The 25,570-nt window shown below is 64.1% G+C and carries 19 protein-coding genes and 5 tRNA genes; 22 read left to right on the top strand and 2 right to left on the bottom strand.

All coding sequences use genetic code 11. The features are described from left to right. The first annotated feature begins 62 nt into the window (after nucleotides 1-62). Nucleotides 63-1,157, top strand: coding sequence for a glycosyltransferase (locus tag Spa11_RS21890; RefSeq protein ID WP_145116721.1), 1,095 nt, complete (start codon nucleotides 63-65; stop codon nucleotides 1,155-1,157). Nucleotides 1,158-1,163: 6 nt separating this feature from the next. Here the strand turns inward: Spa11_RS21890 and Spa11_RS21885 are convergent, their stop codons facing one another. Next, the gene (locus tag Spa11_RS21885; RefSeq protein ID WP_145116720.1) at nucleotides 1,164-1,421 is read right to left on the bottom strand and encodes a hypothetical protein; all 258 of its coding nucleotides are present in this window, start codon (nucleotides 1,419-1,421) and stop codon (nucleotides 1,164-1,166) included. 419 nt (nucleotides 1,422-1,840) lie between these two features. On the opposite strand from Spa11_RS21885, the gene glgC reads away from it, so the two are divergent. Further along, nucleotides 1,841-3,082 (top strand): glucose-1-phosphate adenylyltransferase, encoded by a 1,242-nt coding sequence (gene glgC, locus Spa11_RS21880; protein WP_145116719.1) that lies wholly within the window; start codon nucleotides 1,841-1,843, stop codon nucleotides 3,080-3,082. 263 nt (nucleotides 3,083-3,345) lie between these two features. Continuing rightward, on the top strand, nucleotides 3,346-4,119 hold the full coding sequence (locus Spa11_RS21875) for a hypothetical protein (protein ID WP_145116718.1): 774 nt from the start codon (nucleotides 3,346-3,348) through the stop codon (nucleotides 4,117-4,119). Nucleotides 4,120-4,250: 131 nt separating this feature from the next. Here the strand turns inward: Spa11_RS21875 and Spa11_RS21870 are convergent, their stop codons facing one another. After that, the gene (locus Spa11_RS21870; protein WP_145116717.1) at nucleotides 4,251-5,549 is read right to left on the bottom strand and encodes a hypothetical protein; all 1,299 of its coding nucleotides are present in this window, start codon (nucleotides 5,547-5,549) and stop codon (nucleotides 4,251-4,253) included. A gap of 433 nt (nucleotides 5,550-5,982) precedes the next feature. Between Spa11_RS21870 and Spa11_RS21865 the strand changes: the two genes are divergently transcribed. The 19 genes from Spa11_RS21865 (at nucleotide 5,983) to Spa11_RS21775 (ending at nucleotide 25,525) form a co-directional block, all read left to right on the top strand. Further along, nucleotides 5,983-7,638: a sigma-70 family RNA polymerase sigma factor gene (locus Spa11_RS21865; protein WP_145116716.1), complete on the top strand. Its 1,656-nt coding sequence runs from the start codon at nucleotides 5,983-5,985 to the stop codon at nucleotides 7,636-7,638. A gap of 519 nt (nucleotides 7,639-8,157) precedes the next feature. Beyond that, nucleotides 8,158-8,230, top strand: a tRNA-Thr gene (locus tag Spa11_RS21860). Between the two features lie 181 nt (nucleotides 8,231-8,411). Next, nucleotides 8,412-8,494, top strand: a tRNA-Tyr gene (locus Spa11_RS21855). Nucleotides 8,495-8,704: 210 nt separating this feature from the next. Then, nucleotides 8,705-8,775 (top strand) — tRNA-Gly (locus Spa11_RS21850). Nucleotides 8,776-8,926: 151 nt separating this feature from the next. After that, nucleotides 8,927-8,999 (top strand) — tRNA-Thr (locus Spa11_RS21845). A gap of 130 nt (nucleotides 9,000-9,129) precedes the next feature. Then, complete coding sequence (tuf, locus tag Spa11_RS21840) at nucleotides 9,130-10,329, top strand: elongation factor Tu (protein ID WP_145116715.1); 1,200 nt, start codon at nucleotides 9,130-9,132, stop codon at nucleotides 10,327-10,329. A gap of 89 nt (nucleotides 10,330-10,418) precedes the next feature. Next, nucleotides 10,419-10,491: transfer RNA gene (locus Spa11_RS21835), tRNA-Trp, on the top strand. 142 nt (nucleotides 10,492-10,633) lie between these two features. Beyond that, nucleotides 10,634-11,065 (top strand): preprotein translocase subunit SecE, encoded by a 432-nt coding sequence (gene secE / locus Spa11_RS21830; RefSeq protein WP_231933077.1) that lies wholly within the window; start codon nucleotides 10,634-10,636, stop codon nucleotides 11,063-11,065. A 56-nt stretch (nucleotides 11,066-11,121) separates the two neighbouring features. After that, entirely contained in the window at nucleotides 11,122-11,928 is an 807-nt protein-coding gene (gene nusG, locus Spa11_RS21825) for a transcription termination/antitermination protein NusG (RefSeq protein WP_197529585.1), read from the top strand. A gap of 48 nt (nucleotides 11,929-11,976) precedes the next feature. Next, nucleotides 11,977-12,402, top strand: coding sequence for a 50S ribosomal protein L11 (gene rplK / locus Spa11_RS21820; RefSeq protein WP_145116713.1), 426 nt, complete (start codon nucleotides 11,977-11,979; stop codon nucleotides 12,400-12,402). A 158-nt stretch (nucleotides 12,403-12,560) separates the two neighbouring features. Further along, a complete protein-coding gene (rplA, locus tag Spa11_RS21815) occupies nucleotides 12,561-13,238 on the top strand; it encodes a 50S ribosomal protein L1 (RefSeq protein WP_145116712.1) in 678 nt (225 codons plus the stop codon). A gap of 93 nt (nucleotides 13,239-13,331) precedes the next feature. Continuing rightward, a complete protein-coding gene (rplJ, locus tag Spa11_RS21810) occupies nucleotides 13,332-13,862 on the top strand; it encodes a 50S ribosomal protein L10 (RefSeq protein WP_145116711.1) in 531 nt (176 codons plus the stop codon). A 224-nt stretch (nucleotides 13,863-14,086) separates the two neighbouring features. Next, on the top strand, nucleotides 14,087-14,506 hold the full coding sequence (rplL, locus tag Spa11_RS21805) for a 50S ribosomal protein L7/L12 (protein WP_145116710.1): 420 nt from the start codon (nucleotides 14,087-14,089) through the stop codon (nucleotides 14,504-14,506). A gap of 561 nt (nucleotides 14,507-15,067) precedes the next feature. Further along, a complete protein-coding gene (rpoB, locus tag Spa11_RS21800) occupies nucleotides 15,068-18,790 on the top strand; it encodes a DNA-directed RNA polymerase subunit beta (protein WP_145116709.1) in 3,723 nt (1,240 codons plus the stop codon). An 85-nt stretch (nucleotides 18,791-18,875) separates the two neighbouring features. Next, nucleotides 18,876-19,247, top strand: coding sequence for a GxxExxY protein (locus tag Spa11_RS21795; RefSeq protein ID WP_145116708.1), 372 nt, complete (start codon nucleotides 18,876-18,878; stop codon nucleotides 19,245-19,247). Between the two features lie 90 nt (nucleotides 19,248-19,337). Further along, nucleotides 19,338-23,666, top strand: coding sequence for a DNA-directed RNA polymerase subunit beta' (gene rpoC, locus Spa11_RS21790; protein ID WP_145116707.1), 4,329 nt, complete (start codon nucleotides 19,338-19,340; stop codon nucleotides 23,664-23,666). Nucleotides 23,667-23,846: 180 nt separating this feature from the next. After that, a complete protein-coding gene (rpsL, locus tag Spa11_RS21785) occupies nucleotides 23,847-24,239 on the top strand; it encodes a 30S ribosomal protein S12 (RefSeq protein ID WP_145116706.1) in 393 nt (130 codons plus the stop codon). A gap of 76 nt (nucleotides 24,240-24,315) precedes the next feature. Next, entirely contained in the window at nucleotides 24,316-24,786 is a 471-nt protein-coding gene (rpsG, locus tag Spa11_RS21780) for a 30S ribosomal protein S7 (protein ID WP_145116705.1), read from the top strand. A 142-nt stretch (nucleotides 24,787-24,928) separates the two neighbouring features. Then, on the top strand, nucleotides 24,929-25,525 hold the full coding sequence (locus Spa11_RS21775; RefSeq protein ID WP_145116704.1) for a hypothetical protein: 597 nt from the start codon (nucleotides 24,929-24,931) through the stop codon (nucleotides 25,523-25,525). The last annotated feature ends 45 nt before the right edge of the window (nucleotides 25,526-25,570 follow it).

The raw sequence follows: 25,570 nt of genomic DNA, 5'->3' as shown, positions 1-25,570 counted from the left end.
GTCGCACAAGCTAGCCTCACAGTCTCCCCACCGCGATCCTCCACTGCCCCGAAGCCTGCTCCGTGTCCCACGTGCTGCATGTCATCCACGACCTCGACCATAGCGGCGCCGCGACACAATTGCGGCTGTTGACGGCGGCGGCCGTGGCGCGGGGCGAGGACGTGGCCGTGGCGTCGCTACGACGGCCGGGACCGCAGGGCGAGCGGTTCGTCGCGGCGGGGGTTCCAGTCATCTGGACGGCCAAGCGATTCCGCCTGGACCCCTTCGCTGTTGAGGCCCTCAGGAGGCTCGTAGAGCGTCGCGGCGCTGGGGGGGGTCTGATTACCTGGGACCACGATTCGGCGCCGCTAGGACGCATCCTGAAGCGTCTGAAGGGGGCCTGGTGGGCACATGTCCATCGCGGAGGGGCGCCGCCGAAATTGACCGGCGTGGACGCCGTCATCGCCGCCGACCTAATCGCCGCGCAGTCGGCGAAAGCCGTGACCTCGGCGCCGGTCACGATCGCGCCGAACGCCTACGACCCGTCACTCGTGCCGATGGGGGACACCGAGAAGCTCGCCGCGCGGGCGCGGCTGCGGGCGGCGGGCTGGGACATCGCCGATGGGGCGCCGGTGGTGGTCTGCGTGACGCGGATCGACGACGCCGTCGCCACGAAGGAGCTGGCCTGGGCGAGCGACTTGGTGCGGGTGATGCGGCCGGGGTTGCGGCTGCTGGTCGCGGGCGACGGGGCCGGGCGGCTGGCGTGCGAGCGCTTCGCCGTTAAGGCGGTCGAGCGCGGCACGGTCGAGTGGCTCGGCCCGTGCGACGCCTTGGCGACGCTCTACGCCGCCGCGGACGTGGTCTGGGTCGGCCGCGGCGCCGGGGCGACGCCGACGCCGGCGGTCGAGGCGATGGCCGCCGGCAAGCCCGTCGTCATGGCCGACGGGCCGGGGCGCGAGACCCTGCTGCCACAAGACACCCCGCCAGCGCCGCCGGTCTGCCGGATCGCCTGGAACGACCGGCCCGGGTGGGCGAAAGCGACGATGCGTTTGCTGGCGGAGCCGGCGTTAGCGGCAGAGATCGGCGCCGCCAACGCGCAGCGAGTGCGCGGGTCGCACGACGTTGGGCACACGATCGAAGCCTGGCGCGCCGCGCTGGCGATGGGAAGCCGTTCGTGACGCCGTTCAGATGCCCGCTTCGACGCCGCGAGACGCGGCCATGCGGAAATGCGACGTGTCGATCACCGGCGGACGCCAGGCGCTGTCGGGCTCGTCGGGCATCAGGTCGCCGACGAACCGGCGACGCTTCTCGCTGAGGGACCAGGCCGAGCGGATCGACGCACAGGCGTCGGCGATCTCGTCGGGGCTGGGGAGATAGTCGATCCGACGCAGGTCGTCGGTGATCAACTCGTCGTCCTCGAAGGGCTTCAAGCTCGCTCGCACAGCAGGCCTCCGTTGTTCCGTTGAGTCGCCGACTTCAGGCCCCCGGCCAGTTGCGGCGTCGCTTGCGTCGGGCCGCCTCGTTCCGGCGAGGGGGGCCGATCGCTCGTTCGATCAGTGATGAGAAGGATGTCAGCCGAGTGTGTGGATCGTGAGTAGATATTACGGAGGAGTCGATGAAAGTCTCGGAAATTATCGCGGGCGGCGGAAAAAGCCGTCGAAGGATGGGGCCGGAGCGACAGCTGTTTGTCACTCTCGGCGGGGGGTCCCCCTCAGCGGCGCCGGTCTATCCCGGCGGGCCCGTCGCGGTAGACTGGTGACTTGCCAGCCGCACGATTCGCGCACGCCCTCCAGGCTGCGCCCACGGACCGCGCGGCCCCTTTTCATGCGACGCACGCGATTCCCACGGAGCGGGGTACAGGATGAAGGACGTTTTGGCGGTGGTGTTGGCGGGCGGTAAAGGCGCGCGGCTCGAGCCCCTGACGCGCGACCGGGCCAAGCCGGCCGTGCCCTTTGCCGGCAACTACCGGATCGTCGATTTCACGCTTTCCAACTGCCTCAACAGCGGGATGCGCCGCATCCTTGTGTTGACGCAGTACAAGGCGATGAGCCTCGATCGGCACATCAACCTCGGCTGGCGCGACTACTTCTGCCGCGAGCTGGGCGAGTTCGTCGATGTCGTGCCGCCGCAGCAGCGGATCGACGAGCAGTGGTACCAGGGGACCGCCGACGCGGTGTACCAGAACATCTACACGCTCGAGAAAGAGCGGCCGAGCCATGTCGTGATCCTCGCCGGCGACCACATCTACAAGATGGACTACGGCAAGCTCGTGCAGTACCACGAGCAACAGAAGGCCGACCTGACGATCGCCGCGCTGACGGTGAGCAAAGCCGAGGCGACCGCCTTCGGCGTGATGCAGGTCGATACCGACCAGCGGATCATCGGCTTCGAGGAAAAGCCCCAGAACCCCAAGACGGTGCCCGGCGATCCGGACAACTGCTTGGCTTCGATGGGCATCTATGTGTTCAACGCGGCGTTCCTCTTCGACGAACTGTGCCGCGACGCGACGTTGCCCGAAAGCGCCCACGACTTCGGCAAGAACATCATCCCGTCGATCATTGACACGCGGCGGGTGTTCGCGTTCCCGTTCCGCGACGAGAACCAAGGGGAGCAGGCCTACTGGCGTGACGTCGGCACGATCGACTCGTACTACGAGGCGAACATGGAGCTGACCAACGTCGAACCGCAGCTCAACCTGTACGACGACCGCTGGCCGATCCGCACGCACCAGCCCAACTTGCCGCCCGCGAAGACCGTCTTCGCGCAGGAGGAGGGCAATGACGGCGTCCGCCGCGGCGAGGCGCTCGACAGCATCGTCTGTCAGGGAGCGATTCTCTCGGGCGGCGTGGCGCGCAAGTGTGTGATCGGGCCTAGTTCTAGGATCAACAGCTACGCCCACGTCGAAGAGTCAATCCTCATGTCGCGCGTCAACATCGGCCGGCGCTGCCGGATCCGCCGCGCGATCATCGACAAGGGCGTGCACGTGCCCGAAGGAACAGAGATCGGCTACGACCACGAAGCCGACCGCGCGCGGGGCTTCACGATCTCGCCCGGGGGGATCGTGGTGATCGCCAAGGCGGACGGCGTGCTGCCGATGGGCTGAGTGCTAGCACGCCCTGCGTCGTTCTCACCGCATTTAGCCCCCGGTCATTGACCGGGGGTCAATTGTGAGACCGGGCGTGAAGCGCGATGGGCCGATGCGCGAGCAACTTCCCTCCAATATCGACACGTTTTCCCCAATCGCGGCGAGCCCTACTGCTTGCCCGTTTTGCCGTGGCGCGTAAAACGAACGGATAGCGGCGTGCTGAATGAAGAGGCGATGCGTCGCCCCCGCTGAAACAAACAAGTACGGAGCTTTGGAACACCATGCGACTTCTCACCCTCACGGCGGTCGCCGTCTCGATCGCGACGGCGGCGCCCCAGGCCGAGGCGTTCTCGCTGTCCTCGATCTCGTCACTACTGTCGAACTACGGCGTCAACGTGACGCTGCCGGACCGTGAGATCAACTTGCCGCCGCGGGTCGAAGAGGTCGCCGCCCGCGCGCTCGGTCGGGCCGAGTCGGTGCTCGATCACGTGCTGGGGGATGGCGGCGTCTTGGACCGCCTCGATATCCCGGACATCGACCTGTCACACGTCAACCTCCCCGACATCGACCTCCCCGAGATCAACCTGCCGGGCTTCCCGGAGATTGAACTGCCGGACTTCAGCAACCCCGATCTCGATGCGATCCTCGATAACGCACGTGACCGAATCGCGGAGGCCCGGGCCAAGGCCCGGGAGCGTGTCGACGCCGCGCTCGACAAGGTCGCCGACCGTATCGACAGCGTGCGGGACCGCCTCGAGGAGCGTTTCCCGGACTACGAGTTCCCCGACTACGAACTGCCGATTTCGCTCGAAGGCCTGATCGACGAAGCGCACGGCGTGCTCGATGACATTCTCGACGATGAGACGCCGAGCGTCGCGTCGCTGCTGTCGTCGGAAAGCCTGCCGCCGGTTGTCGCCCCGACCTTCCAATCAGCCAGCAGCAGCGCGAGCTACCTCACGCTGCCGGCGACCGCGTCGGTTGCGGTCCCCGAGCCAACCTCGGCGCTGCTTGGCGCTGCGGGCCTGCTAATGGCGGGCGTCACCCGCCGCCGCTAAGCGGCTTCTGGCGTCCGTCGCCGTAGATGAAATGGCGACCGCAAGAACCGGACGCTAAGGCGTGCCGGCTGATCTTGCCAGCAACGACTTATCAGCCGCGGGGCCTTAGCCCCCGGTTCTTGCCATCGAGATTATCGACGAACCGCGGTCGCTTCGGCGGCCGCGGTTTCGCTTGGCGCCGTGACCGGGCGGACCGATTCGATCAACCGCCGTACGGGCGTGTCGTCCGCCGCGCCCGCTTCGCCAACGCGGAGTGTCGTCGTGGCCGACAGCGCTGCGTCGGCGGACGCCAGGCGGTGGTGGCGCCAAGCGACGGGCTCTTCTTCCACTTTGCCGATCGAAGCGACCGTGAGCCGCGCGACCCCGTTGTCGTCGGGAGTGACCTGCGACTGGACGATCTGCGAGAGGTCCCTGCCGAGGGCGTAGCGGACCTCGCTTTCAAACGCGGGCAAGCCAAGGTCGCGCGGCGAGTCGGAGACGATCGTCGTGACGGCGGCGATCTGGTCCCCCTCGAGGCGGCGGAGCGTCGCCGAGCGGCGATCCTCGGCGACGACGAACCAGTCGCGTTCCGCCAACAGTGTCCAGGCGCCTGCGGCGAAGCGGACGAGCAGGCGGTCGTCGAGCTGACGCTTCTCAGCCAGACGGATGTCGTCCGAGTCGATGGGGCTTTCGTTTTCCCCCTCGGCGATCGTGACGTTGAGTTTGGCGGTCGCTTCGACGGCCGGCGTGGCGGGGCCGAGTTCGCGGTTCTCTTTCCAAGCGAGGTTCAGCTTCGTGAGCCGGCCAGCGCCGCGGTCGAAGAGGGCGACGCCCCGCAGCTCGATCGCCACCTTTGCGCCGTCGGCGACGCCCTCGATCGTGCCGGCATACCGGAGCCGGGCGTGCGTCGGGGTGATGTCGCTGACGATGCCAACCAGCTCGCAGTCTTCGCCGGGCGCCAGCCGCATCAGCCGGCCGACCATCGCCGGATCGACTTTCCAGGTGCCGCCGTCGCGGACCTCGCCGCCGGGCAAGAGCTCGTCGATGTCGAGCGGATCGGCCGCGGCTTGCACCACGTCGAGCTCGGCGCGCGTGAGCGGGCCGTTGGCGCCAACGACCTTCGCGCCCAAGGCGTCGGCCTCGGCGACGAGCAGACGGGCTTCGGCGCGCAGCTCGGCGCCCGTGACGCGATCGACGCGACGGATCACCCGCGGCGCGCCCGACGGGCCGCTAGCGAGCTCTTGTTGGGTGTAGGTGAGCGAGAGCTCGCCTTGGACGGGCACGGCCTGGGTCGTTTCTTCGGCGGTGACCTTGGCCGCGTAGCGCAGCGAGGTCTCGACGGTCAGCGGCCCGCTGCCGATGTTCGACCACGGCGTCAGGTCGACGGTCTCGTCGGCCGAGGCGGCAGCAACGCAGGCAAAGAGAGCGATAAAGCAGCGGCAGATGGTCATGGCGCGATCAATCCCTTGAATCGTGCCCCGCCAGGTTGAACCTCGTGGCGGGATGGTACGTCAGATACATGATCGACCCCTCGGCGGGTCGGCATGACGCCAAGGCGGCCGCGGGAGGCGGCGATCCCGCGTTTCGTTTGCCTCGAGGCCACTGCCGAATCCCGCTAGGAAAAGCGTTCAACGCCCAAAGGAGGGCTTTGGGTAAGTTGGGGAGACCTTGCGGGGGTTTAGGGCCCGGTTTTTGCGGCTAGTTGTCGGTAAGAAACGAGGTTTCCCTCGACCAAATCGAAAAATCCCGCGTACAACTATCAGCCGCACGCGACCGGGGTACCGGCGCGTAACCGCAAGCGGCTGAACGGCTAAGGTCAATCCGCTAGCAGCGAAGTGGATGACGCGGCCGTCCCTAATCGTTCGCAATCCGCTTGAATTCGCCATGCAACGCACCTATCGCATCGACGCTATCGAGGAGATTCGCCGGCAGCAAATCCGCCGGTCGAGTGTGGATGAGCGTCTGCGCCACCTCGAAGAGGTCGAGCGCGCCGTGGCGGAGCTCGATCCATCCCGCGACTACGCCGTCGATCGTGTGGTAAACCGCATCGGATGCCGCGGTTGGGTCCGTCCCGACCGCGACAAGGCGCCGGGGATCGACCTGATCCACGACCTCCGCCTGTTGGTGGAGGACCTCAGCGACTCGGTCGATCTGCCCGCCGACGCCGTCGGCGAGCAGGTGCTCACCGTCGAGGACCTCGCCAAGCAGTTCAACGTTTCGACCAAGACGATCGCCCGCTGGCGTGAGGCCGGCCTCGTGAGCCGTAGGCTGGTGTTCGACGGCCGGAAGCGCGTTGGCTTCTTGCGGAGCAGTGTCGATCGGTTCGTCCGCGCCAATCAGGAGCGGGTCGAGCGCGGCGCGCGGTTCCGCCAGCTCACCGTCGAAGAGCGGGCCGAGCTGATCGACCACGCCCGCCGTCTGGCGGACGAGGGCCACAGCCGTCCCGAGGCGATCCGTCTGCTGGTGGACCGCACCGGCCGCACGGCGGACACCGTGCGGGCGACCCTGGCGACCCACGAGGAGAAAGAGGCGATCTTTGCCGAGACCGGCGGTGTGCTGACCGACCGGCAGAAGGAGCAGATCCTCGACGAGCACCGCAGTGGAATCTCGGTCGAGAAGCTGATGAAACGCTACGCCCGCTCGAAGACCACGATCTATCGCCTGGTGGCCGAGGCCCGTTACGAGCGGATCCAGCGGCTGCCGCTGGACTTCATCGCCAACGACCGCTTCCGCCGTCGCGGCGCCGACGCGGCCTGCCTGGGCCCGATGCCTGAGGCCGAGACGACCCCGCGGAAGGTCCGCCGCCCGAGCGACTTGCCGGCCTACTTGGCGAGCCTGTACGAGGTCCCGCTGCTCACCCGTGAGCAAGAGGCCCACCTGTTCCGCAAGTACAACTACCTCAAGTTCAAGGCCGCGCGGCTCCGTGACACGCTCAACGCCGAGCGTCCGCAGACGGCCGTGATGGACGAGATCGAGGACCTGTACGCCCAAGCGGTCGAGGTGAAGAACTACCTGTCGCGGGCCAACCTGCGGCTGGTGGTGTCGATCGCCAAGAAGCGGATGACCCCCAATCAGAGCTTCTTCGAGCTGGTCAGCGACGGCAACGTCTCGCTGATGAAGGCGATCGAGAAGTTCGACTTCGCCCGTGGCAACAAGTTCAGCACGTACGCCACCTGGGCGATCGTAAAGAACTACGCCCGGACGATTCCCGGTGAATACAAGCACCAGGACCGGTTCCGGACCAGCTACGACGAACTGTTCGACGCCACCGAAGAGCACCGGGCGAACCCCGTGCTGCGCGAGGCGGCCCAGGCCGACCGGGTGGAAAAGATCCGCAAGATCCTCCGCCGGCTGGACGACCGCGAGCAGCAGATCGTGATCCGCCGCTTCGGCCTCGACCACAACCGCGAGCCGCTGACGCTCAAGGAAGTGGGCGCCGAGATGGGGGTCACCAAGGAGCGGGTCCGGCAGATCGAGGCCCGGGCGTTGACGAAGCTGCGGAAAGCCGCAGCCGAGGATCGGATCGCGCTGGAGCTCTAGGGCCGACGAACTTCGAGATTCAAGAGCATCGATCAAGCCATTGGGCGGGGTGACCCTGCTCAATGGCTTGCATTCTGCGCAGCCGGCCGAAGCGATACATGTGTCCACTTCTAGCGCAGGTGGCCGCTATGACGCATCCTGGGCGATCTGGCGCGGCTCTGGCGCCGTGGGCGGAGGCGTCGCGTCGGCTTCGGCGAGCAAAGTTTTTTTTGGGGCCTCTCGCCGAATGCCCCAGTTGGGCCGCGAAATCTTTGCGGAAACCGCCACGAATGCCATGGGTGGTGGGGTTGCGGGGTACAGGCCCCCCGCTATATTGGGCGATTCCCACGACTTTCCGGCTTCCGGTACGGAGTGAGGTTACCCGGGGCAGGCGCCGATAAAGGCTTGTCCAGGGTGAACTTGATCCGTCGCCAGCAGTCGGTTGATCTCAGAGCGAGCTGAAAGGTTAGTTTCTCGAGACCGCCGGAGTGCTGGGCAGGCCCGCTGACGGCGGGTGAGGCCTGGGGCGTCACTTGTGTTGCTAGCGTAGCTCAATTGGCAGAGCAGCTGATTTGTAATCAGCAGGTTGTGGGTTCAAGTCCCTCCGCTAGCTTTGGCCGGCGACGGGCGGCAGCCGATGGGCTTGCCGTCGGTGGTTGGCGGATGTTGCGGCGGGAGCGGCGAAGGCGGCCGCTTTGGCGGGCTGGCCTTGGTCGGCTGCGAGCCAAGGGGTCGGGTTGCCGGGGGCGAGAGCCCGCAGGCGACGCGAAGGCAGGGCGGCGACGCCGAAACAAGGTGGGTTACCGAAGTGGTCAAACGGGTCTGACTGTAAATCAGATGGCTTACGCCTTCGCAGGTTCGAGTCCTGCACCCACCACTGTGCTTATGGGCGGCTCCACCTGGCTATCGCCAGGATGTCGCTCGCCTAGATTGATTGGGCGGCTTTGCTTGGCTTCGCCAGGGTGTCGCTCGCAAGAGAAGTGATTGAGAAGCGAAAGCGGAGGCGACACGAAGGTTTCGTCAGTTGGTGAAGGTGGAGGACCGTTGGGCTACTCGCCTTTCCGCATTCCACTTTCGCCTCTCAGCTGCGGGTGTAGCTCAATGGTAGAGCAACAGCCTTCCAAGCTGATGACGAGGGTTCGATTCCCTTCACCCGCTTAAGGAAGCTGGCGGCGATTGGCTGTCGGCTTTCGGCTAAAAGAGTTAAACGCGGTAACCACAATCGAACGGAGTTGCAACGCTGCGAGCTGTTGGCTGAACGCCCATTTTCCTTGTGGGAGGGCGCTGACAGCTGAACGCTCAACCCCCTGCTGCTGTAGCTCAGTTGGTAGAGCGCGTCCTTGGTAAGGACGAGGTCACGAGTTCAAGTCTCGTCAGCAGCTCTGCGGCGGCCGCCATTGAGAAGGGCGGTTGTCGAAAGCCAGCCCCGTTGCGATTGGAACGAGTACAGAGAGCGGCTTTTCAAACAAGCACCCCTTCCAGCAACTACCTTAGCGAGTTCAGAGAGCAAAGATGGCCAAGGACACCTTCGCGCGGACAAAACCGCACGTCAACGTCGGCACGATCGGTCACATCGATCACGGCAAGACCACGACCACCGGCGCCATCGTCGCTGTGCAGGCGGCCAAGGGGCTTGCCAAGTTCAAGTCGTACGCCGATATCGCCAAGGGCGGTACGGTCCGTGACGCCACCAAGACCGTGACGATCGCGGCGGCCCACGTCGAGTACGAGACCCCCAATCGGCACTACGCCCACATCGACTGCCCGGGCCACGCCGACTTCATTAAGAACATGATCACCGGCGCCGCCCAGATGGACGGCGCGATCTTGGTCGTGTCGGCTCCGGACGGCCCGATGCCGCAGACTCGTGAGCACATCCTGCTCGCCCGTCAGGTCGGCGTGCCCAAGATCGTTGTCTATCTCAACAAGTGCGACCTCGTCGATGACGAGGAGTTGCTGGAGCTGGTCGAGCTCGAGATCCGCGAGCTGTTGACCAAGTACGACTTCCCCGGCGACGACGTCCCGCTGATCCGCGGCAACTCGAAGCGTGCCTACGAGAACCCGGACGACCCCGAGGCGCAGAAGTGCATCACCGAGCTGATGGAAGCGATCGACTCGTACATCCCCGAACCGGTTCGTGAAGTCGACAAGCCGTTCCTGATGGCGATCGAAGACGTCTTCTCGATCGAAGGTCGTGGCACCGTCGCCACCGGCCGTATCGAGCGCGGCACGGTCAAGGTTGGTGAGGAAGTCGAGATCGTCGGTCTGGCCGAGGCCCCGACCAAAACGACCGTCACCGGCGTCGAAGCCTTCAATAAGACGATGGATCAGGGTCAGGCGGGCGACAACGTCGGTTGCCTCCTCCGTGGCGTCAAGCGTGAGGACATCCAACGCGGTCAGTGCTTGGCCAAGACCGGCTCGATCAAGCCGCACACCAAGTTCGAGGGCGAGGTTTACATCCTCAGCAAGGAAGAAGGCGGCCGTCACACGCCGTTCTTCAGCGGATATCGCCCGCAGTTCTACTTCCGGACGACCGACGTCACCGGCACCGCCAACCTGGCGGGCGACGCCGAGATGTGCATGCCTGGCGACAACGCCAAGCTGGTGGTCGAGCTGTCCAAGCCGATCGCGATGGACGAAGGCGCCCGTTTCGCTATCCGTGAGGGTGGCAAGACGGTCGGTTCGGGCATCGTGACGAAGATTATCGAGTAGTTGTAATGACGAAGCACGAATGACGAATGACGAATAGGCGGCGGTAGCCCCTTCGTCATTCGGAATTCGTCATTCGGGCTTCTGTTATTAGGGGCGTAGCTCAATTGGCAGAGCACCGGTCTCCAAAACCGGGGGTTGTGAGTTCGAGTCCCACCGCCCCTGCTGACCGGCGGCCGACCGGTCGCGATTGAAAGTTGATCGACGGATGCGACACAACCGCAGGATGCACGCCGCCGGCTAAGGGATGGCCAGCGGGTACGAGACAGGGCGGGCATTGACCGCCATCGCGACGAAGGCAAACACGGTGACCGCTTACCTCCAAGAACTGTTCCAGCTCAGGCTCTTCAAGCCGAAGCAAGGGCGCTACGCCCGGCAGTGGACGTTGATCGCAATCGGCGTCGTGCTGGCGTCAGGCGCCTGGTCGCTGCGGAATTGGCTTGAAGGAGAGGGGTTCGGCGACAACGTATCGATCGGCGTCCCCTTGGCCTTCCTGGCCGTTACGGGCTGGGCGGCGTTCCGCTTGATCCAGTTCCCCAAGTTCGCCGAGTTCCTCATCGCCGTCGAGGCGGAGATGGGCAAGGTGAGCTGGCCGACTCAGAATGAGTTGTTCAAGGCGTCGGGCGTTGTGATCTTCGTGATCTTCGGCCTAGCGGCGCTGCTGTTTCTGTACGACTGGATCCTGAAGTGGGTGCTGTCGGGGCAGATGCTTACGGATATCGCCGGTCTGTTCGGTTGAGCGGTGTCTGACATCATCGGGCCCGCCACGAGCCGGCCCACCGAGACGAGGTTACGTTGAGCGACGAAACGCTACCTACCGACTCCAAGCAGCCCGAAGCCGTGGACGAAACGTCCGCTGCCGCTGATGGCGGCTTGCCGGATGCCGATGCGGTCGACACGACGCCCGTTGAAGAGGCGGCCCCGGACGAAGCGGCCCTGGCGAAGGCGGCGTTGATCCGCGAGCTCGACGAGCTCGAGGCCCAGATGGACGACGACGAGCCTGTCGAGGAGTCCCCCGCCGGGCCCATCGAGGAGCTCGGCGCCGGCGAGTTCGACGAGGATATCCAGCTTGAGTGGTACATCCTCAAGGTGCAGAGCAACCGCGAGCGGACCGCGTCGGACGCGCTAAGGCGCAAGGTGGCCATCGAGGGGATCGACCGCTATTTCGGCGAGATCATCGTCCCGACCGAGAAGGTCACGGAGTTCAAGAGCGGCAAGAAGAAGACCGTCGAACGAAAGATCTGGCCGGGCTATATCGCCGTCCAGATGCACGTCAACGACGACACGTGGTTCGCGATCCGCGAGACGTCGGGCATCGGTGACTTCACGGGGGCGGCCGGCAAGCCGATCCCAATGAGCCCGGCCGACATCGCTAAGATCCTGCCCAAGGACGAGGGCGAGCAGGGCGAAGACGACGCGCCAAAGCTGAACATCAAGTTCGCCGAAGGCGACAAGGTGAAGGTCATCGACGGAAACTTCGAGAACTTCGAGGGCGACGTCGACACGATCGATCAGCAGAGTGGCAAGATCACGGTAATGATCAGCATTTTCGGCCGTTCGACGCCCGTCGAACTGGAATACTGGCAGGTAGAAAAGCTTTAGCAAGCGGGCTTACGCCTCGAGGGGCGGCGGCCTGAGGAAGAATCAAAGATGGCGAAGCAATTAGTCGGACAAGCGAAGTTCCAGATCCCGGGCGGGCAGGCCACGCCGGCGCCGCCGGTTGGTACGGCGCTCGGTAAGTACGGCGTGAACCTCGGCCAGTTCGTGCAGGCGTTCAACGACGCCACGCGCGAAGCAAACGGGATGATGATCCCGGTCGTGGTGAGCGTTTACAACGACCGCTCGTTCGAGTTTATCACCAAGAGCCCCCCCGCAGCCGTGCTGCTGAAGAAGACGGCCGGCTTGGCCAAGGGGTCCGGCGTGCCGAACAAGACCAAGGTCGGCAAGGTGACCCAGGCCCAGCTGGAAGACATCGCCAAGATGAAGATGAACGACCTCAACGCCCGCGACCTGGAGCACGCGTCGCGGATGATTGCCGGCACGGCCCGCAGTATGGGGCTTGTGGTCGAGGGCTAAAAAGCGCAAATTAGTCGATTCGAGTTAAGCGACGCACCGAAGGTGGGACGCCGGACCCCGTGAGCCGGCGGTTTGGACCACACTTCCCCCCTATCGCCCCAACGCGGCTTGGCAGCTGGCGCAGGGCCTTTCACCCGTCACCGGGGAGTGAAGCAGCGATGCCTAAAGTAAGTAAGCGGTTGAAGTCCGCTAATAAGAAGCGGCCGGCCGACGCGCTGCCGCTCAGCGAAGCGGTCGCGACTCTGAAGAGCTTCGACGCCGCGAAGTTCGACCAGTCGGTCGAGGTGGCGATGCGTCTAGGCGTCGACCACACGCAAGCGGATCAGATTGTCCGCGGCTCGATCGTGCTGCCTAACGGCATCGGCAAGGTTCAGCGGATCGTCGTGTTCGCGAAGGGTCCCGCCGCGAAAGCGGCCGAGGCAGCCGGCGCCGACCATGTCGGTGATGACGAGCTAGCGAAGAGGATCATGGACGGCTGGACGGACTTCGACGTCTGTATCGCCACCCCCGACATGATGAAGACCATCAGCCCGCTGGGTCGGGTGCTTGGCCCGCGTGGCTTGATGCCATCGCCCCGTGCCGGAACGGTGACGCCCGATCCGGCCACCGTTGTTAATGAATACAAGGCCGGTAAGGTCGAGTTCCGCAATGACAAGGGCGGGAACGTCCAGGCGATTGTCGGCAAGCTGAGTTTCGACAACGACAAGCTCGCCGCCAACATCGCCGCCTTCGTCGATAAGGTCGTCGCCATGAAGCCGTCGGCGGTAAAGGGCATCTACGTCAAGAGTGTTTACATCTCGGCGACGATGAGCCCCAGCGTTCGTCTGGCGGTGTAATCGGTTCTGCTTTTTCGCCGCAGTCGAGACGACGCGGCTCACCGGGACTCGCGTCCCTTCAAGCCTACAGCCCCAAGACTCAGGCCCCTCGCCATGAGCAAGTACGTCAAAGAGTTGATGACCGACGACCTCGCGTCCAAGTGGGACGGCGTCGGCGAGCTGATGCTCGTGAGCATGGTCGGCATGGAAGCCAACGACACGGTGGCTTTGCGCAAGCGGCTTCGTGATAAGAACATCCAGATGATGGTGGTCAAGAACAGCTTGGCCCGGCGTGCGACCGAAGGGACCACGCTGGCGCCGGCGTTCGAGGGCGCGAAGGGCGCTCAAGCCGTCGTCTGGGGCGCCGAGGATGTCGTGGCCCTGGCCAAGGAAGTGATGGCGGTCGCCGAGACGCCGCAATTCAAGCTGTTCGCCCCGACCGGCGGCGTGCTCGACGGCTCGAAGCTGTCCGCCGACGACGTGAAGGCCGTCAGCAAGTGGCCGAGCCGCGCTGAGATGCTGAGCATCATTTCGGGCCAGATCATGGGCCCGGCGATGACGCTATCCGCTCAGCTGCTCGGTCCAGCGAAGATGCTCGCCAGCCAAATCAAACAGAAGGGCGACGAAGAGGGTGGCGAGGAGTAATTCTCCGCAGCCTCTGCCCGCTAGAGACTTGTCGCGGCGCCGTCGGTGAAGGTGGCGCGGCGGCGAAGAATGAATGACCGGCTCGGCTTGTGGCGCAGCCTCAGCAGCGATTGCCACATCCGGACGACGAGAGACGCGACGAACCCCCGTTCGACCTTACGAGGCCGATCTGACCAGCCTGGGCCGGCCGGCCCGTAGCAACGATTTTTAAGAGAGAAGCAAAGATGAGCGAAGAAGCCGTGGCGGAAGCGCGTGAGTTTGCCGGCGCCATCAAGGAGATGGGCGACAAGATCGTCGGTCTGACCCTGAAGGAAGCCAAGGAGCTGAGCGACTACCTGAAGGAAGTCCACGGCATCGAGCCGGCCGCTGGTGGCGGCGCGGTGGTGATGGCCGCTCCTGCCGATGGTGGTGGCGCCGCCCCCGCTGAGGAGCAGACCGAATTCGACGTCGTTCTCGAGTCGTTCGGCGACAACAAGATCGGCGTGATCAAGGTCGTCCGCACCGCGACCGGCCTGGGCCTCAAGGAAGCCAAGGACGCCGTCGAAGGCGCTCCGGCGAAGCTCAAGGAAGGCGTTTCGAAGGACGAGGCCGAGAAGCTCAAGAAGGAACTGGAAGAAGCGGGCGCGAAGGTCTCGATCAAGTGATCGAGGCTTTGCTCTCTCGGATTCGGAGTGGCGCCGCTTCGGCGGCGTCGCCGCCTAGTCGCAGCGACTCCGTTCCGAGATACTGAAGCCCACTGGCGCGACGCGCCCGCTCCGGCGGCGCGCGCGCCCGGTGGGGCTTTCCAGCCCCCCGCTTCCTCACGTTGCCAGGGATGAGATTCGATTCTCGCACGCCAAAAGCTCCAACCCCGTGCCGTGGTCCGGCCGAACGCTTCGCCAGAGTGGCGAGTTGCGACTCGGACCGGTCAGGGCTCGGGGTACGCGCTTTTGGCGCCCTGGCTGCTGGTCGAGCCGCTTCCAGTTCCGTCGCTTCTAGATTCGTCGCTTAGGTCTCTGCTTGGCGATCGGTTGAAGCTCATTGCGAGTGGACGCCCTTCGCCCCTAGTTTCCATCCGCCATCCCCGCGTGAACGCTTCCGATTGAGTCGCCCCGCAGAGAAGGGGCTGCCCTTGGAGATGAGTGGTCGCCCCTGCTGAGGGGGACGACCGCTTGTAGTGGGCGCCGACTCTTGATGTAAAGCCCGTTCCGCAAGGAGCCGCCACCATGGCCGTTACCGCCCAGCGCCGCCTCTACACGCCCGAAGTCCGCACGTTCGGCAGCGAGCGTACCGGGTACGAAGTGCCCGACCTGACGGCGATCCAAACCGCCAGCTACGCCCGCTTTCTGCAGTACGACGGGTCGAATCCCGACAAGCGGAAGGACGAGGGCCTCGAGGCGGTCTTGCGCGAAATTTTCCCGATCGAGAGCTACGACAAGTCGATCAGCCTCGACTACGTCCGCTACGAGCTCGGCAAGCCGCGCTACACGCCCGACGAGTGCCGTCAGCTGCGTCTGACGTATGGCCGGCCGCTACGGGTGTGGCTGCGCCTGAACCGCGAGCAACCGATCGAGGAAGAAGTCTACCTCGGCGATCTGCCGGTGATGATGGGCGGCGGCGAGTTCATCATCAATGGCGCCGAGCGTGTCGTGGTGAGCCAGTTGCACCGCTCGCCGGGCATCGACTTCGTCTCGGAGATCGAGGCCGGCGACCGCAAGGTCTACTCGTGCCGCGTGATCCCCGAGCGTGGCAGTTGGATCGAGGTCAACACGACCAAGAAGGACAGCATCACCGTCCGCATCGACCAGAGCGGTAAGTTTTCGGTCGTGACGCTGTTGCGGGCGATGGACTCGAAGATGGGTCTCGATTCGGAGATCCTCAAGGCGTTTTACGAGGTCACCAAGCAAAAGATCGTCGACGGCCGTAGCGTCGTGAAGATCGAGGGCAAGATCGCCGTCGAGGACATCGTCTACCCGGTCGGCAGCGACCGTGCGGGCGAGATCATTCTCGAGGCAGGCCAGCGGATCACCAAGAACACGGCCGAGGTGATCTGCACGTCGGGCGTGAAGGCGGTCGAGGTGATGGACCCGCCGCCGTCGCCGCACCTGCTCAATGCGATGGCCGACGACGTCACGGCCAGCCACGAAGAGGCGCTGCTGCGGATCTACCAACGGCTCCGCCCGGGCAACCCGCCGCAGCTCGAGAAGGCACGGACGCTGTTCGCCGAAAAGTTCTTCGACACCAACCGTTATCGATTGGGTCGCGTCGGCCGGTTCCGCATGAACCGCAAACTGGGCATCGACGTCCCCGAGGACGAGATGGTGCTGCGGGCCGAGGACTTGGTGAACGCGGTGAAGTACGTGCTCGGCCTGGCGTCGGGCAGCTCGGAGACGTACGTCGATGACATCGATCACCTCGGCAATCGCCGTCTGCGGACGATCGACGAGTTGGCCGCTGACGAGATGCGGAAGGGCTTCCTCAAGCTCCGTCGCACCGTCCAAGAGCGGATGAGTCTGAAGGACGCGGAGGACATGACCCCGCGCAGCCTGATCAACCCCAAGAGCATCTCCGCGGCGATCGAGTACTTCTTTGGTCGTGGCGAGCTGTCGCAGGTCGTTGACCAGACAAACCCGTTGTCGATGTTGACGCACGAGCGTCGTCTCTCGGCGCTTGGCCCGGGCGGTTTGAATCGCAAGCGCGCCGGCTTCGAGGTGCGTGACGTCCACATCAGCCACTACGGCCGCATCTGCCCGATCGAAACGCCGGAAGGCACGAACATCGGTCTGATCAGTTCGTTGGCGATGTATGCGTCGGTGGATGAGTACGGCTTCCTGGTGACGCCCTACCGCAAGGTGAAGGACGGCAAGCTTCAGGACGAGGTCGTTTGGCTCCGCGCTGACGAGGAGCACGAGGCCTACGTCGCTTCGGCAGACGTCCCCGTGAAGGGGGGCGTTATTCAAGGCGACATGGCCGGCTTGATCGTCGCCCGTACGCGGGCGGACTTTTTGCTCTGCCCGGTGGACAAGATCCAGTACATCGACGTGGCGCCGAGCCAGATGATCGGCGTTTCGGCGGGTCTGATCCCGTTCCTCGAGCACGACGACGCGAACCGCGCGTTGATGGGTTCCAACATGCAGCGCCAGGCGGTGCCGCTGTTGGTGGCCGAGCCGCCGATCGTCGGCACGGGGCTCGAGAACGAGGTGGCGAAGCACTCGGGCATGCTCGTTCGCGCCGGCCACAAGGGGACGGTCACGTACGCCGACGCCAACCGCATCGAGATCGGCCCCGAGGTCCACGTGCTGCGTAAGTTCGTTGGCCTCAACGAGCGGACCTGCCAGAACCAGAAGCCGATCGTCAAGCCGGGCGACAAGGTCGAGAAGGGCCAGGTGATCGCCGACGGCGCCGCCACCTGGCAGGGCGACCTGGCGTTGGGACGCAACGTGCTCGTCGCGTTCATGTCGTTCGACGGCTACAACTACGAGGACGCGATCATCCTCTCGGAGGAGCTCGTCCACAAAGACACGTACACCTCGATTCATATTGAGGAGTTCGACGTCGAAATCCGTGAGACGAAACTCGGACGCGAAGAGTTCACCCGCGACATCCCGAATGTCAGCGAGAAGATGCTCCGCAACCTCGATGAGGGTGGCGTGGTCCGCATCGGCACGTTCGTGCGGCCCGGCGACATCCTCGTCGGCAAGGTCTCGCCGAAGTCGAAGACCGAGTTGACGCCGGAAGAGAAGCTGCTGCACGCGATCTTCGGTCGCGCCGGTGAGGATGTGAAGAACGACTCGCTCGAGGTGCCGTCGGGCGTCGAGGGCATCGTCATCGACACGCAGAAGTTCAGCCGCCGGATGAGCCTCTCCGAAGAAGAGCGGAAGGAGTTCGAGCGTTCGCTGAAGACGGCCGAGGCCGACGGCGCCGCGAAGATCGCCGAGGCGTTCACCGCGATGGTCGCGGAGATCGAGGGCGTTCTTAAGAAGAAGCTGACCGACGACGACGGCAACAGCATCGTCCACGAGCGGGACCCGAAGAGCGTCGCCGAGCAGGCGGCCATCTTCCGGCTCGATCGCCTGGACGTCCGCAGCCCCGAGCGTTCGAAGGATGTCGAGAAGATCTACAAGCAGATGTGGCCGGCGGTCGAAGAAGCGATCGACGCCCGCGACCGCACCCTCAACAGCATGAAGCGCGGCGACGAGCTGCGGAGCGGCGTGTTGCAGATGGTGAAGGTTTACATCGCCACGAAGCGTGTGATCTCGGTCGGCGACAAGATGGCCGGGCGTCACGGCAACAAGGGTGTGATCTCGAAGATCATGCCCGTCGAGGACATGCCCTTCCTGTCGGACGGCACGCCGGTGCAGATCATGCTGAACCCGCTGGGCGTTCCGAGCCGTATGAACGTGGGGCAGATCCTCGAGACGCACCTCGGCTGGGCCGGTTCGAAGCTCGGCTTCCGTTCGATCACCCCGGTGTTCGACGGGGCCACCGAAGAAGAGATCAACGACTGTCTGCAAGAGGCGGGCTTGCCGCGTCACGGCAAGGCGCGTCTGACCGACGGTCGCACGGGCCTTCCGCTCGAGCAGGAGACGACGGTTGGCTACATCTACATGTTGAAGCTGCACCACTTGGTCGACGACAAGGTGCACGCGCGCAGCACGGGGCCCTACTCGCTCATCACGCAGCAGCCGCTCGGCGGCAAGGCGCGGTTCGGCGGGCAGCGGTTCGGCGAGATGGAAGTGTGGGCCCTGGAGGCGTATGGCGCGGCGTACATCCTGCAGGAGTTGCTCACCGTGAAGTCCGACGACGTTGAAGGCCGGACGAAGATTTACGAGTCGATGGTCAAGGGCGAGAACACCCTCGAAGCGGGCACCCCGGCCAGCTTCGACGTGCTCACGAACGAGATCCGCGGCCTGGGTCTGAACATGCAGCTTGAGAAGCGTGGACTGTAGATCAGGCGGGCGGAATCGATTTGAAGAAAGGAGAGAGGGAGATATTTGCTGATAAGGGGGATGGCCGTTCGGTAGGGCGTCGCGAATGAGCGAGTCAGAGATTACTGAACGGATCATCCAAGCCGTGATCAAGGTGCATCAGGTCCTCGGACCGGGGTTTCTTGAGCGGGTCTATCACAACGCGATCTCCTTCGAGCTGCACCGACAAGGCTTGACGGCGGAGTCGGAAAAAGAAGTCACGATTTATTACGAAGGTGAGGTGGTTGGCTGTCATCAACTCGATCTCGTGGTGGAAAACCGCGTTATCGTCGAGTTGAAGACCGTCGAAGAGCTGGCTGGTATCCACTATGCCCAGCTCCGTTCGTACCTGCGAGCGACCAAGATGCGGGTTGGGTTGCTCGTCAACTTGGCGAAAGAGAAGGCGGACTTCCGCCGCGTCGAATTGACGAGTTACTGAGAACTGCTGCGGCCCCGCAGGGGGTCATCTCCCCTATCACCAACATCCCCCTCATCCCCTTCCCAGCGAAACATCGCCACGGAGTGAAGCATGAGCCTGCTTGAATCTTCCAACTACGACCGGATCAACGACTACGCGTCGGTGAAGATCAGCCTGGCGCGGCCGCACGATATCCGTAGCTGGTCGTTCGGCGAGGTCAAGAAGCCCGAGACGATCAACTATCGGACGTACCGGCCTGAGAAGGACGGTCTGTTCTGCGAGCGGATCTTCGGCCCGGAGAAGGACTGGGAGTGCGCCTGCGGCAAGTACCGCGGCATGAAGTACAAGGGGATGATCTGTGACCGTTGCGGCGTGAAGGTCACGCACAGCCGCGTGCGGCGCAAGCGGATGGGGCACATCGAGCTGGCGGCGCCGATCGTCCACATCTGGTTCTTCAAGGCCATGCCGAGCCGCCTGGGCTCGCTGTTGGCGATGAAGACCACGAGCCTCGAGAAGGTCATCTACTTCCAGGATTACGTCGTCGTCGAGCCGGGCGACACGCCGCTGAAGCACCAGCAGCTGCTCACCGAAGAAGAGTACCGCACCGCCCGCGAGCAGTACGGCGAGGGCTCGTTTGACGCCGACATGGGCGCCGAGGCGGTCCGCAAGCTACTCATGCAGCTCGACCTGGTGAAGCTGTCGGAGACGCTCCGTGAAGAGCTCAAGACCACCGGCAGCAAGCAGAAGGCGAAGGACCTCATCAACCGGCTGAAGACGGTCGAGTCGATCCGCGACTCAGACAACAAGCCGGAGTGGATCGTCATGGACGTGATCCCGGTAATCCCACCGGACTTGCGTCCGCTCGTGCTGCTCGATTCGGGTAACTTCGCCACGAGCGACCTGAACGACCTCTACCGCCGGATTATCAACCGCAACAACCGGCTCAAGAAGCTGGTGGACCTCAACGCGCCCGAGGTCATCATCCGCAACGAGAAGCGGATGCTGCAGCAGTCGGTCGACGCGCTGTTCGACAACAATCGTTGCAAGCGGCCGGTGCTCGGCAGCTCGAACCGCCCGCTCAAGTCCTTGACGGACATGATCAAGGGTAAGCAGGGCCGGTTCCGTGAGAACCTGCTCGGCAAGCGCGTCGATTACTCGGCGCGGAGCGTGATCGTCGTCGGCCCGACGCTGAAGTTGCACCAGTGCGGCCTGCCGAAGAAGATCGCGCTAGAGCTGTACCAGCCGTTCATCATCCGCCGGCTCAAGGAGCTCGGGCACGCCGACACGATCAAGTCGGCGAAGAAGATGCTCGAGCGCAAAGACGAAGAGGTGTGGGACATCCTCGAAGAGGTGATCACCAACCACCCCGTGCTGCTCAACCGGGCGCCGACGCTGCACCGCATGGGCATCCAGGCGTTTGAGCCGATCCTGGTGGAAGGCAACGCCATTCGGTTGCACCCGCTGGTGTGTAAGGGTTTCAACGCCGACTTCGACGGCGACCAGATGGCGGTCCACCTGCCGCTGTCGATCGAGGCGCAGGTCGAAGCGCACACGCTGATGATGTCGACGCACAACATCTTCAGCCCCGCCAACGGCCAGCCGATCATTAGCCCGTCGCAGGACGTGGTGATGGGTTGCTACTACGTCACGATGGACGTGCCCGAGGCGCCCGGCGACGGGATGGCGTTCGGTTCGTTCGCGGAGGTCGAGATGGCGCACGCGGTGGGCAAGGTCCACACGCACGCCCGGATTAAGGTTCGCCTGCCTAAGGGCCGCTGCCTCCGCGAGGAGATGGACGACCCGAAGAAGCTCGGCCGCGTAATCGACACGACCGTGGGCCGCGTCTTCTTTAACGAGATGCTCCCGCAGGGGATGCCCTTCTACAACCACTCGATGCGTTCGGGCGCGTTGTCGAAGGTGATCAGCGACTGCTACGAGTTCCTCGGCCGCCGCCAGACGATCACGCTGCTGGACGACATGAACCAGCTCGGGTTCAAGCGCGCCACGGCGAGCGGGCTCTCGTTCGGCACCGACGACCTGGTGACGCCCGACACGAAGGGCAAGATCCTCGCTAAGGCGGAGAAGGAAGTCCTCAAGCGGAACAAGCTCTACCAACGCGGCATCATCACCGAGGGCGAGCGTTACAACGGCGTCCTCGACGCCTGGACGCACGCCCGTGAAGAGATCACGGCCGAGATGATGACGGCGTTGGAGAACGACTACCGCGGCAACCAGTACGTCAACCCGATCTTCCTGATGGCGCACTCCGGCGCCCGTGGTGGCGTCGAGCAGATGCGTCAGCTCGGCGGCATGCGTGGCCTGATGGCGAAGCCGTCCGGCAAGATCATCGAGACGCCGATCAAGGCGAACTTCCGGGAAGGCCTCACGGTGCTCGAGTACTTCAGCTCGACGCACGGCGCCCGCAAGGGTCTGGCCGATACGGCGCTGAAGACGGCCGACTCGGGTTACCTGACGCGTAAACTGGCGGACGTCGCCCAGAACGTCGTTGTGACGACCGATGACTGCGGCACCACGCAGGCGATCACCAAGGGCGTTCTCTACCGCGGTGAGAAGGTCGAGGTCGGTCTGGCCGACATCATCAAGGGCCGTGTCAGCCGGCAGAACATCGTCAACCCGATCACGGACGAAGTGATCATCGCCGAGAACGGGATGATCACCGCCGACATCGCCCGCAAGATCGAGGCCCTGGGCTTGGAGAAGCTCCAGGTCCGCAGCCCGATGACCTGTCGGGCGGCGCTGGGCGTCTGTCGCAAGTGCTACGGCATGGACATGTCGACCGGCTCGATGGTCGAAGAGGGCATGGCCGTTGGCATCATCGCCGCCCAGAGTATCGGCGAGCCCGGCACGCAGCTGACGATGCGGACGTTCCACATCGGCGGCGTGGGTAACCGCGACGTCGAGCAGTCGGACATCAAGGCCGCCAAGGGCGGCATCGTCCGCTTCGCCAAGCTCAACGCGGTGAAGAACGAGGAGGACAACCTCGTTGTTCTCGGCCGCAACGGCGAGCTCGCGCTGGTGGACGACCGCGGCCGCGAAATCGAGAAGTACGAGGTCCCGACCGGCGCCGTGATCGCGTTGGAAGAGGGTCAGACGGTCAAGGCCGGCGACGTGCTTTGCGAGTGGGACCCGCACTCGATCCCGATTCTCGCCGAGGTCGGCGGCAAGCTCCGCTACGAGGACCTCGTCGAGGGCGAGACGATCCGCGCCGAGAAGGACCCTTCGGGCCAGATGCGGTACATCGTCATGGAGCACAAGGGCGACCTGCACCCGCAGTTGGTGATCGAAGATCCGAAGGACGGCAAGGTCCTCGACTTCTATTACATGCCGGAGAAGGCGCACCTCGTGGCCCGCGAAGGAGACTTGATCAAGGCGGGCGCCGTCATCGCCAAGACGCCGCGTGAAGCGGGCGGCACCCAGGACATCACCGGCGGCCTGCCCCGCGTGACGGAGATCTTCGAAGCCCGCAAGCCGAAGGACCCTGCCGTGATCGCCGAGATCGACGGCACGGTCGAGATCCTCGCCGAGAAGAAACGCGGCAAGCGTTCGATCATCGTCCGCAACGAAGCCGGCATCGAGCGCGAGCACCTAGTGTCGCACAACAAGCACCTCCGGGTGCACACCGGCGACATCATCAAGGCGGGCGACTCGCTGGTCGATGGACCGCTGGTGCCGCACGACATCCTGATGGTCTCCGGCGAAGAGGCGGTGCAGCAGTACCTGTCGCGGGAGATTCAGAACGTCTACCGCAGCCAGCGTGTCGAGATCAACGACAAGCACATCGAGATCATCGTTTCGCAGATGCTGCGGAAGGTGAAGATCGACTCGCCGGGCGACACAGACCTGCTGCCTGGTTCGGTGCTCGACAAGTACGACTTCCGCCGGGCGAACGATCGCATCAACGAGTGCCTGAAGATCACCGACAAGGGCGACAGCGAGTTCGAGGTCGACGCGATCGTTCCGAAGACCGTGCTCGAGCAGGCGAACGCCCAGATCGAGGCCCTCGGCGGCGAGCTCGCCAAGGGCGCGAAGCCGAAGAAGGCGACCGCCTCGACCCAGCTCTTGGGCATCACCAAGGCGTCGGTCCAGAGCTCGTCGTTCATCTCGGCGGCGAGTTTCCAGGAGACGACGAAGGTGCTGACCGAGGCGGCGCTTGCCGGCCGGACCGACCACCTGGTTGGTCTCAAGGAGAATGTGATCCTCGGGCACTTGATCCCAGCGGGAACGGGTTTCCGGGCCACGAACGAGTCGGAAGTCCGCATCCGCCCCGAGGCCCTCGAGGCCCTCTCGGTCGAGACGGCGGGCGTTATGGACCGTTCGTTCCCGCTGCTGGATGGCGGCTCGCAGCCACGCCCCGCTCAGGACCCGGCCGCCCCGTCGAGCCTCGACGCCCTGCTGGGCGGCGGCGGTTCGGACGAGTGAGAGAGAAAACGCCGGCGTTCTCCGGCCCATCGCGCCAACGGACAAGTTGGCAAAATGGGTCGGGGAACGCCGATTGACAATCGGCCGTGATCCCCTAAGATGCGGGGCTCGCGGCGCGGACCGGGGAAGAGTCCCCGTTGCGCCCACCCTTACAGTCTTGCTGCTAACCAGCGCTCCGCGATGCCAACGATCAATCAGCTCGTCAAGAAGAACCGCAAGAGTAAGCGGTACAAGAGCAAGTCGCCGGTCCTCGAGCGATGCCCGTTCAAGCGGGGCGTCTGCCTTCAGGTCCGGACGATGACGCCGAAGAAGCCGAACTCGGCTCTGCGGAAGATCACGCGTGTGCGGCTGTCGAACGGCAAGGAAGTCACCGTCTACATCCCGGGCGAAGGCCACACGCTGCAGGAGCACTCGATCGTGCTGGTGCGTGGCGGGCGTGTCCGCGACTTGCCGGGCGTTCGTTACCACGTGGTCCGTGGCGCCCTCGACTCGCTGGGCGTTAGCGGTCGCAAGCAGTCTCGCAGCCTCTACGGCGCGAAGAAGGACGGCGGCGGTCCCGCAAAGAAGAAGTAATAAAAGCCTTTAGCTGTTAGTCGTTAGCTAACAGCCCGCTATCGCTTTGCTAACATCTAACCGCTAACAGCTATCCATGGCCCGCATCACCGCCAGCCGCAAGACCCTCAAGCCGGACCCCGTTCACGGGTCGCTCCTCGCGAGCAAGTTCATCAACTGCTTGATGTACGACGGCAAGAAGAGCACCGCCCAAGAGGTGTTCTACGACGCCCTGGAAGTGATTCGCGGCCGGATCGAAGACCAGGAGCCGATCGACGTCTTCACGCAGGCCCTGGAGAACGTGAAGCCGGCGATTGAGGTCCGCAGCAAGCGGGTCGGCGGCGCCGCGTACCAGGTGCCGATGCAGGTCAACCGCAACCGTCAGCAGGCCCTGGCGATCCGCTGGATCCTGGCCGCCGTACGCGACAAGAAGGGCCGCCCAACCGCCCAGAAGCTCGCCGACGAGCTGGTCGCCGCCTTCAACCGCGAAGGCGCCGCGATGACCAAGCGTGAGAACGTCCACCGCATGGCCGACGCCAACAAGGCGTTCGCCCACTTCGCGTGGTAGTTTGAGAGACAATCGGGGCGAGGGGTTAGGGACGAGGGTTCTCAGTGTAGAATCCTGGTCTTCGACCCCTCGCCTTTTTTTATGCGCGGACGCTGCTAGCCCGAGAGTCTGCAAACCCTCTTGCCCAACGAAAGGTAGCGCTATGCGAAGCTCACGACACAACTGGGGCGTTGTCGTTAGCATTTTAATGCTGACCACGTTGGCGCTAGCTGTCCCGGCTCGCTCGCAGGAGCGTCTTCCTGGCGCTGTCTCAATCGATGAAGTTGTACAGCGGAAAGGGTGGGCGATATGGTCGAGTAAGCACCATGAATTTGGCATTGCTTGGAAGCCACCGCTATTGTTCTACGCAGCTAAAGACACTGTAGATACCGAGAAGGAGATTAAGGTCATGCTCATGGATGAGGAGACCGGTGTTGGTCTCGTCGCCATGGTCGGTCCCGATGCACCGGGGGATGACTCTTTGACTGCCGGAATGTTGGAAAGCTTTAAGGAGTTCTATCTAAAGCAGCCCGAGGCTGAACTGATCGATGAAGGAAAGGCAAGCTTCAGTGGTAAGGAGGCCAGCTTCTTCGAAACAGCCTGCATTGGCACCAAAGGGAACAAAGTCGCTAGTCGAGTCCTGATCGATCGTGACGGAAAGTCGGCTCGTATTTACATCTTTAACTTTCCAGCAGACGCAGCTCGCGACGAGAAAACCCAGCTCCCTCCATCACTCGCAAACATACGAATTAAGCGATAGTGTCCTATCCAGCGAACGCAGTTAGCAGCGAGATTCACTGACAGC

The organism is Botrimarina mediterranea (assembly GCF_007753265.1).
GTDB lineage: Bacteria > Planctomycetota > Planctomycetia > Pirellulales > Lacipirellulaceae > Botrimarina > Botrimarina mediterranea.
The sequence above is the reverse complement of the archived record's forward strand: the minus strand, read 5'-3'. Positions and strand labels throughout refer to the sequence as shown.

Bases quoted from the DNA above. Each gene is read 5' to 3' on its own strand.
- rpsG (WP_145116705.1), top strand. From the start codon at position 24,316: ATGGCCCGCATCACCGCCAGCCGCAAGACCCTCAAGCCGGACCCCGTT.
- rplA (WP_145116712.1), top strand. From the start codon at position 12,561: ATGCCTAAAGTAAGTAAGCGGTTGAAGTCCGCTAATAAGAAGCGGCCG.
- glgC (WP_145116719.1), top strand. From the start codon at position 1,841: ATGAAGGACGTTTTGGCGGTGGTGTTGGCGGGCGGTAAAGGCGCGCGG.
- rpoC (WP_145116707.1), top strand. From the start codon at position 19,338: ATGAGCCTGCTTGAATCTTCCAACTACGACCGGATCAACGACTACGCG.
- Spa11_RS21865 (WP_145116716.1), top strand. From the start codon at position 5,983: ATGCAACGCACCTATCGCATCGACGCTATCGAGGAGATTCGCCGGCAG.
- tuf (WP_145116715.1), top strand. From the start codon at position 9,130: ATGGCCAAGGACACCTTCGCGCGGACAAAACCGCACGTCAACGTCGGC.
- Spa11_RS21875 (WP_145116718.1), top strand. From the start codon at position 3,346: ATGCGACTTCTCACCCTCACGGCGGTCGCCGTCTCGATCGCGACGGCG.
- rpsL (WP_145116706.1), top strand. From the start codon at position 23,847: ATGCCAACGATCAATCAGCTCGTCAAGAAGAACCGCAAGAGTAAGCGG.
- rplK (WP_145116713.1), top strand. From the start codon at position 11,977: ATGGCGAAGCAATTAGTCGGACAAGCGAAGTTCCAGATCCCGGGCGGG.
- Spa11_RS21870 (WP_145116717.1), bottom strand. From the start codon at position 5,549: ATGACCATCTGCCGCTGCTTTATCGCTCTCTTTGCCTGCGTTGCTGCC.
- Spa11_RS21795 (WP_145116708.1), top strand. From the start codon at position 18,876: ATGAGCGAGTCAGAGATTACTGAACGGATCATCCAAGCCGTGATCAAG.
- rplL (WP_145116710.1), top strand. From the start codon at position 14,087: ATGAGCGAAGAAGCCGTGGCGGAAGCGCGTGAGTTTGCCGGCGCCATC.
- rplJ (WP_145116711.1), top strand. From the start codon at position 13,332: ATGAGCAAGTACGTCAAAGAGTTGATGACCGACGACCTCGCGTCCAAG.
- rpoB (WP_145116709.1), top strand. From the start codon at position 15,068: ATGGCCGTTACCGCCCAGCGCCGCCTCTACACGCCCGAAGTCCGCACG.
- Spa11_RS21775 (WP_145116704.1), top strand. From the start codon at position 24,929: ATGCGAAGCTCACGACACAACTGGGGCGTTGTCGTTAGCATTTTAATG.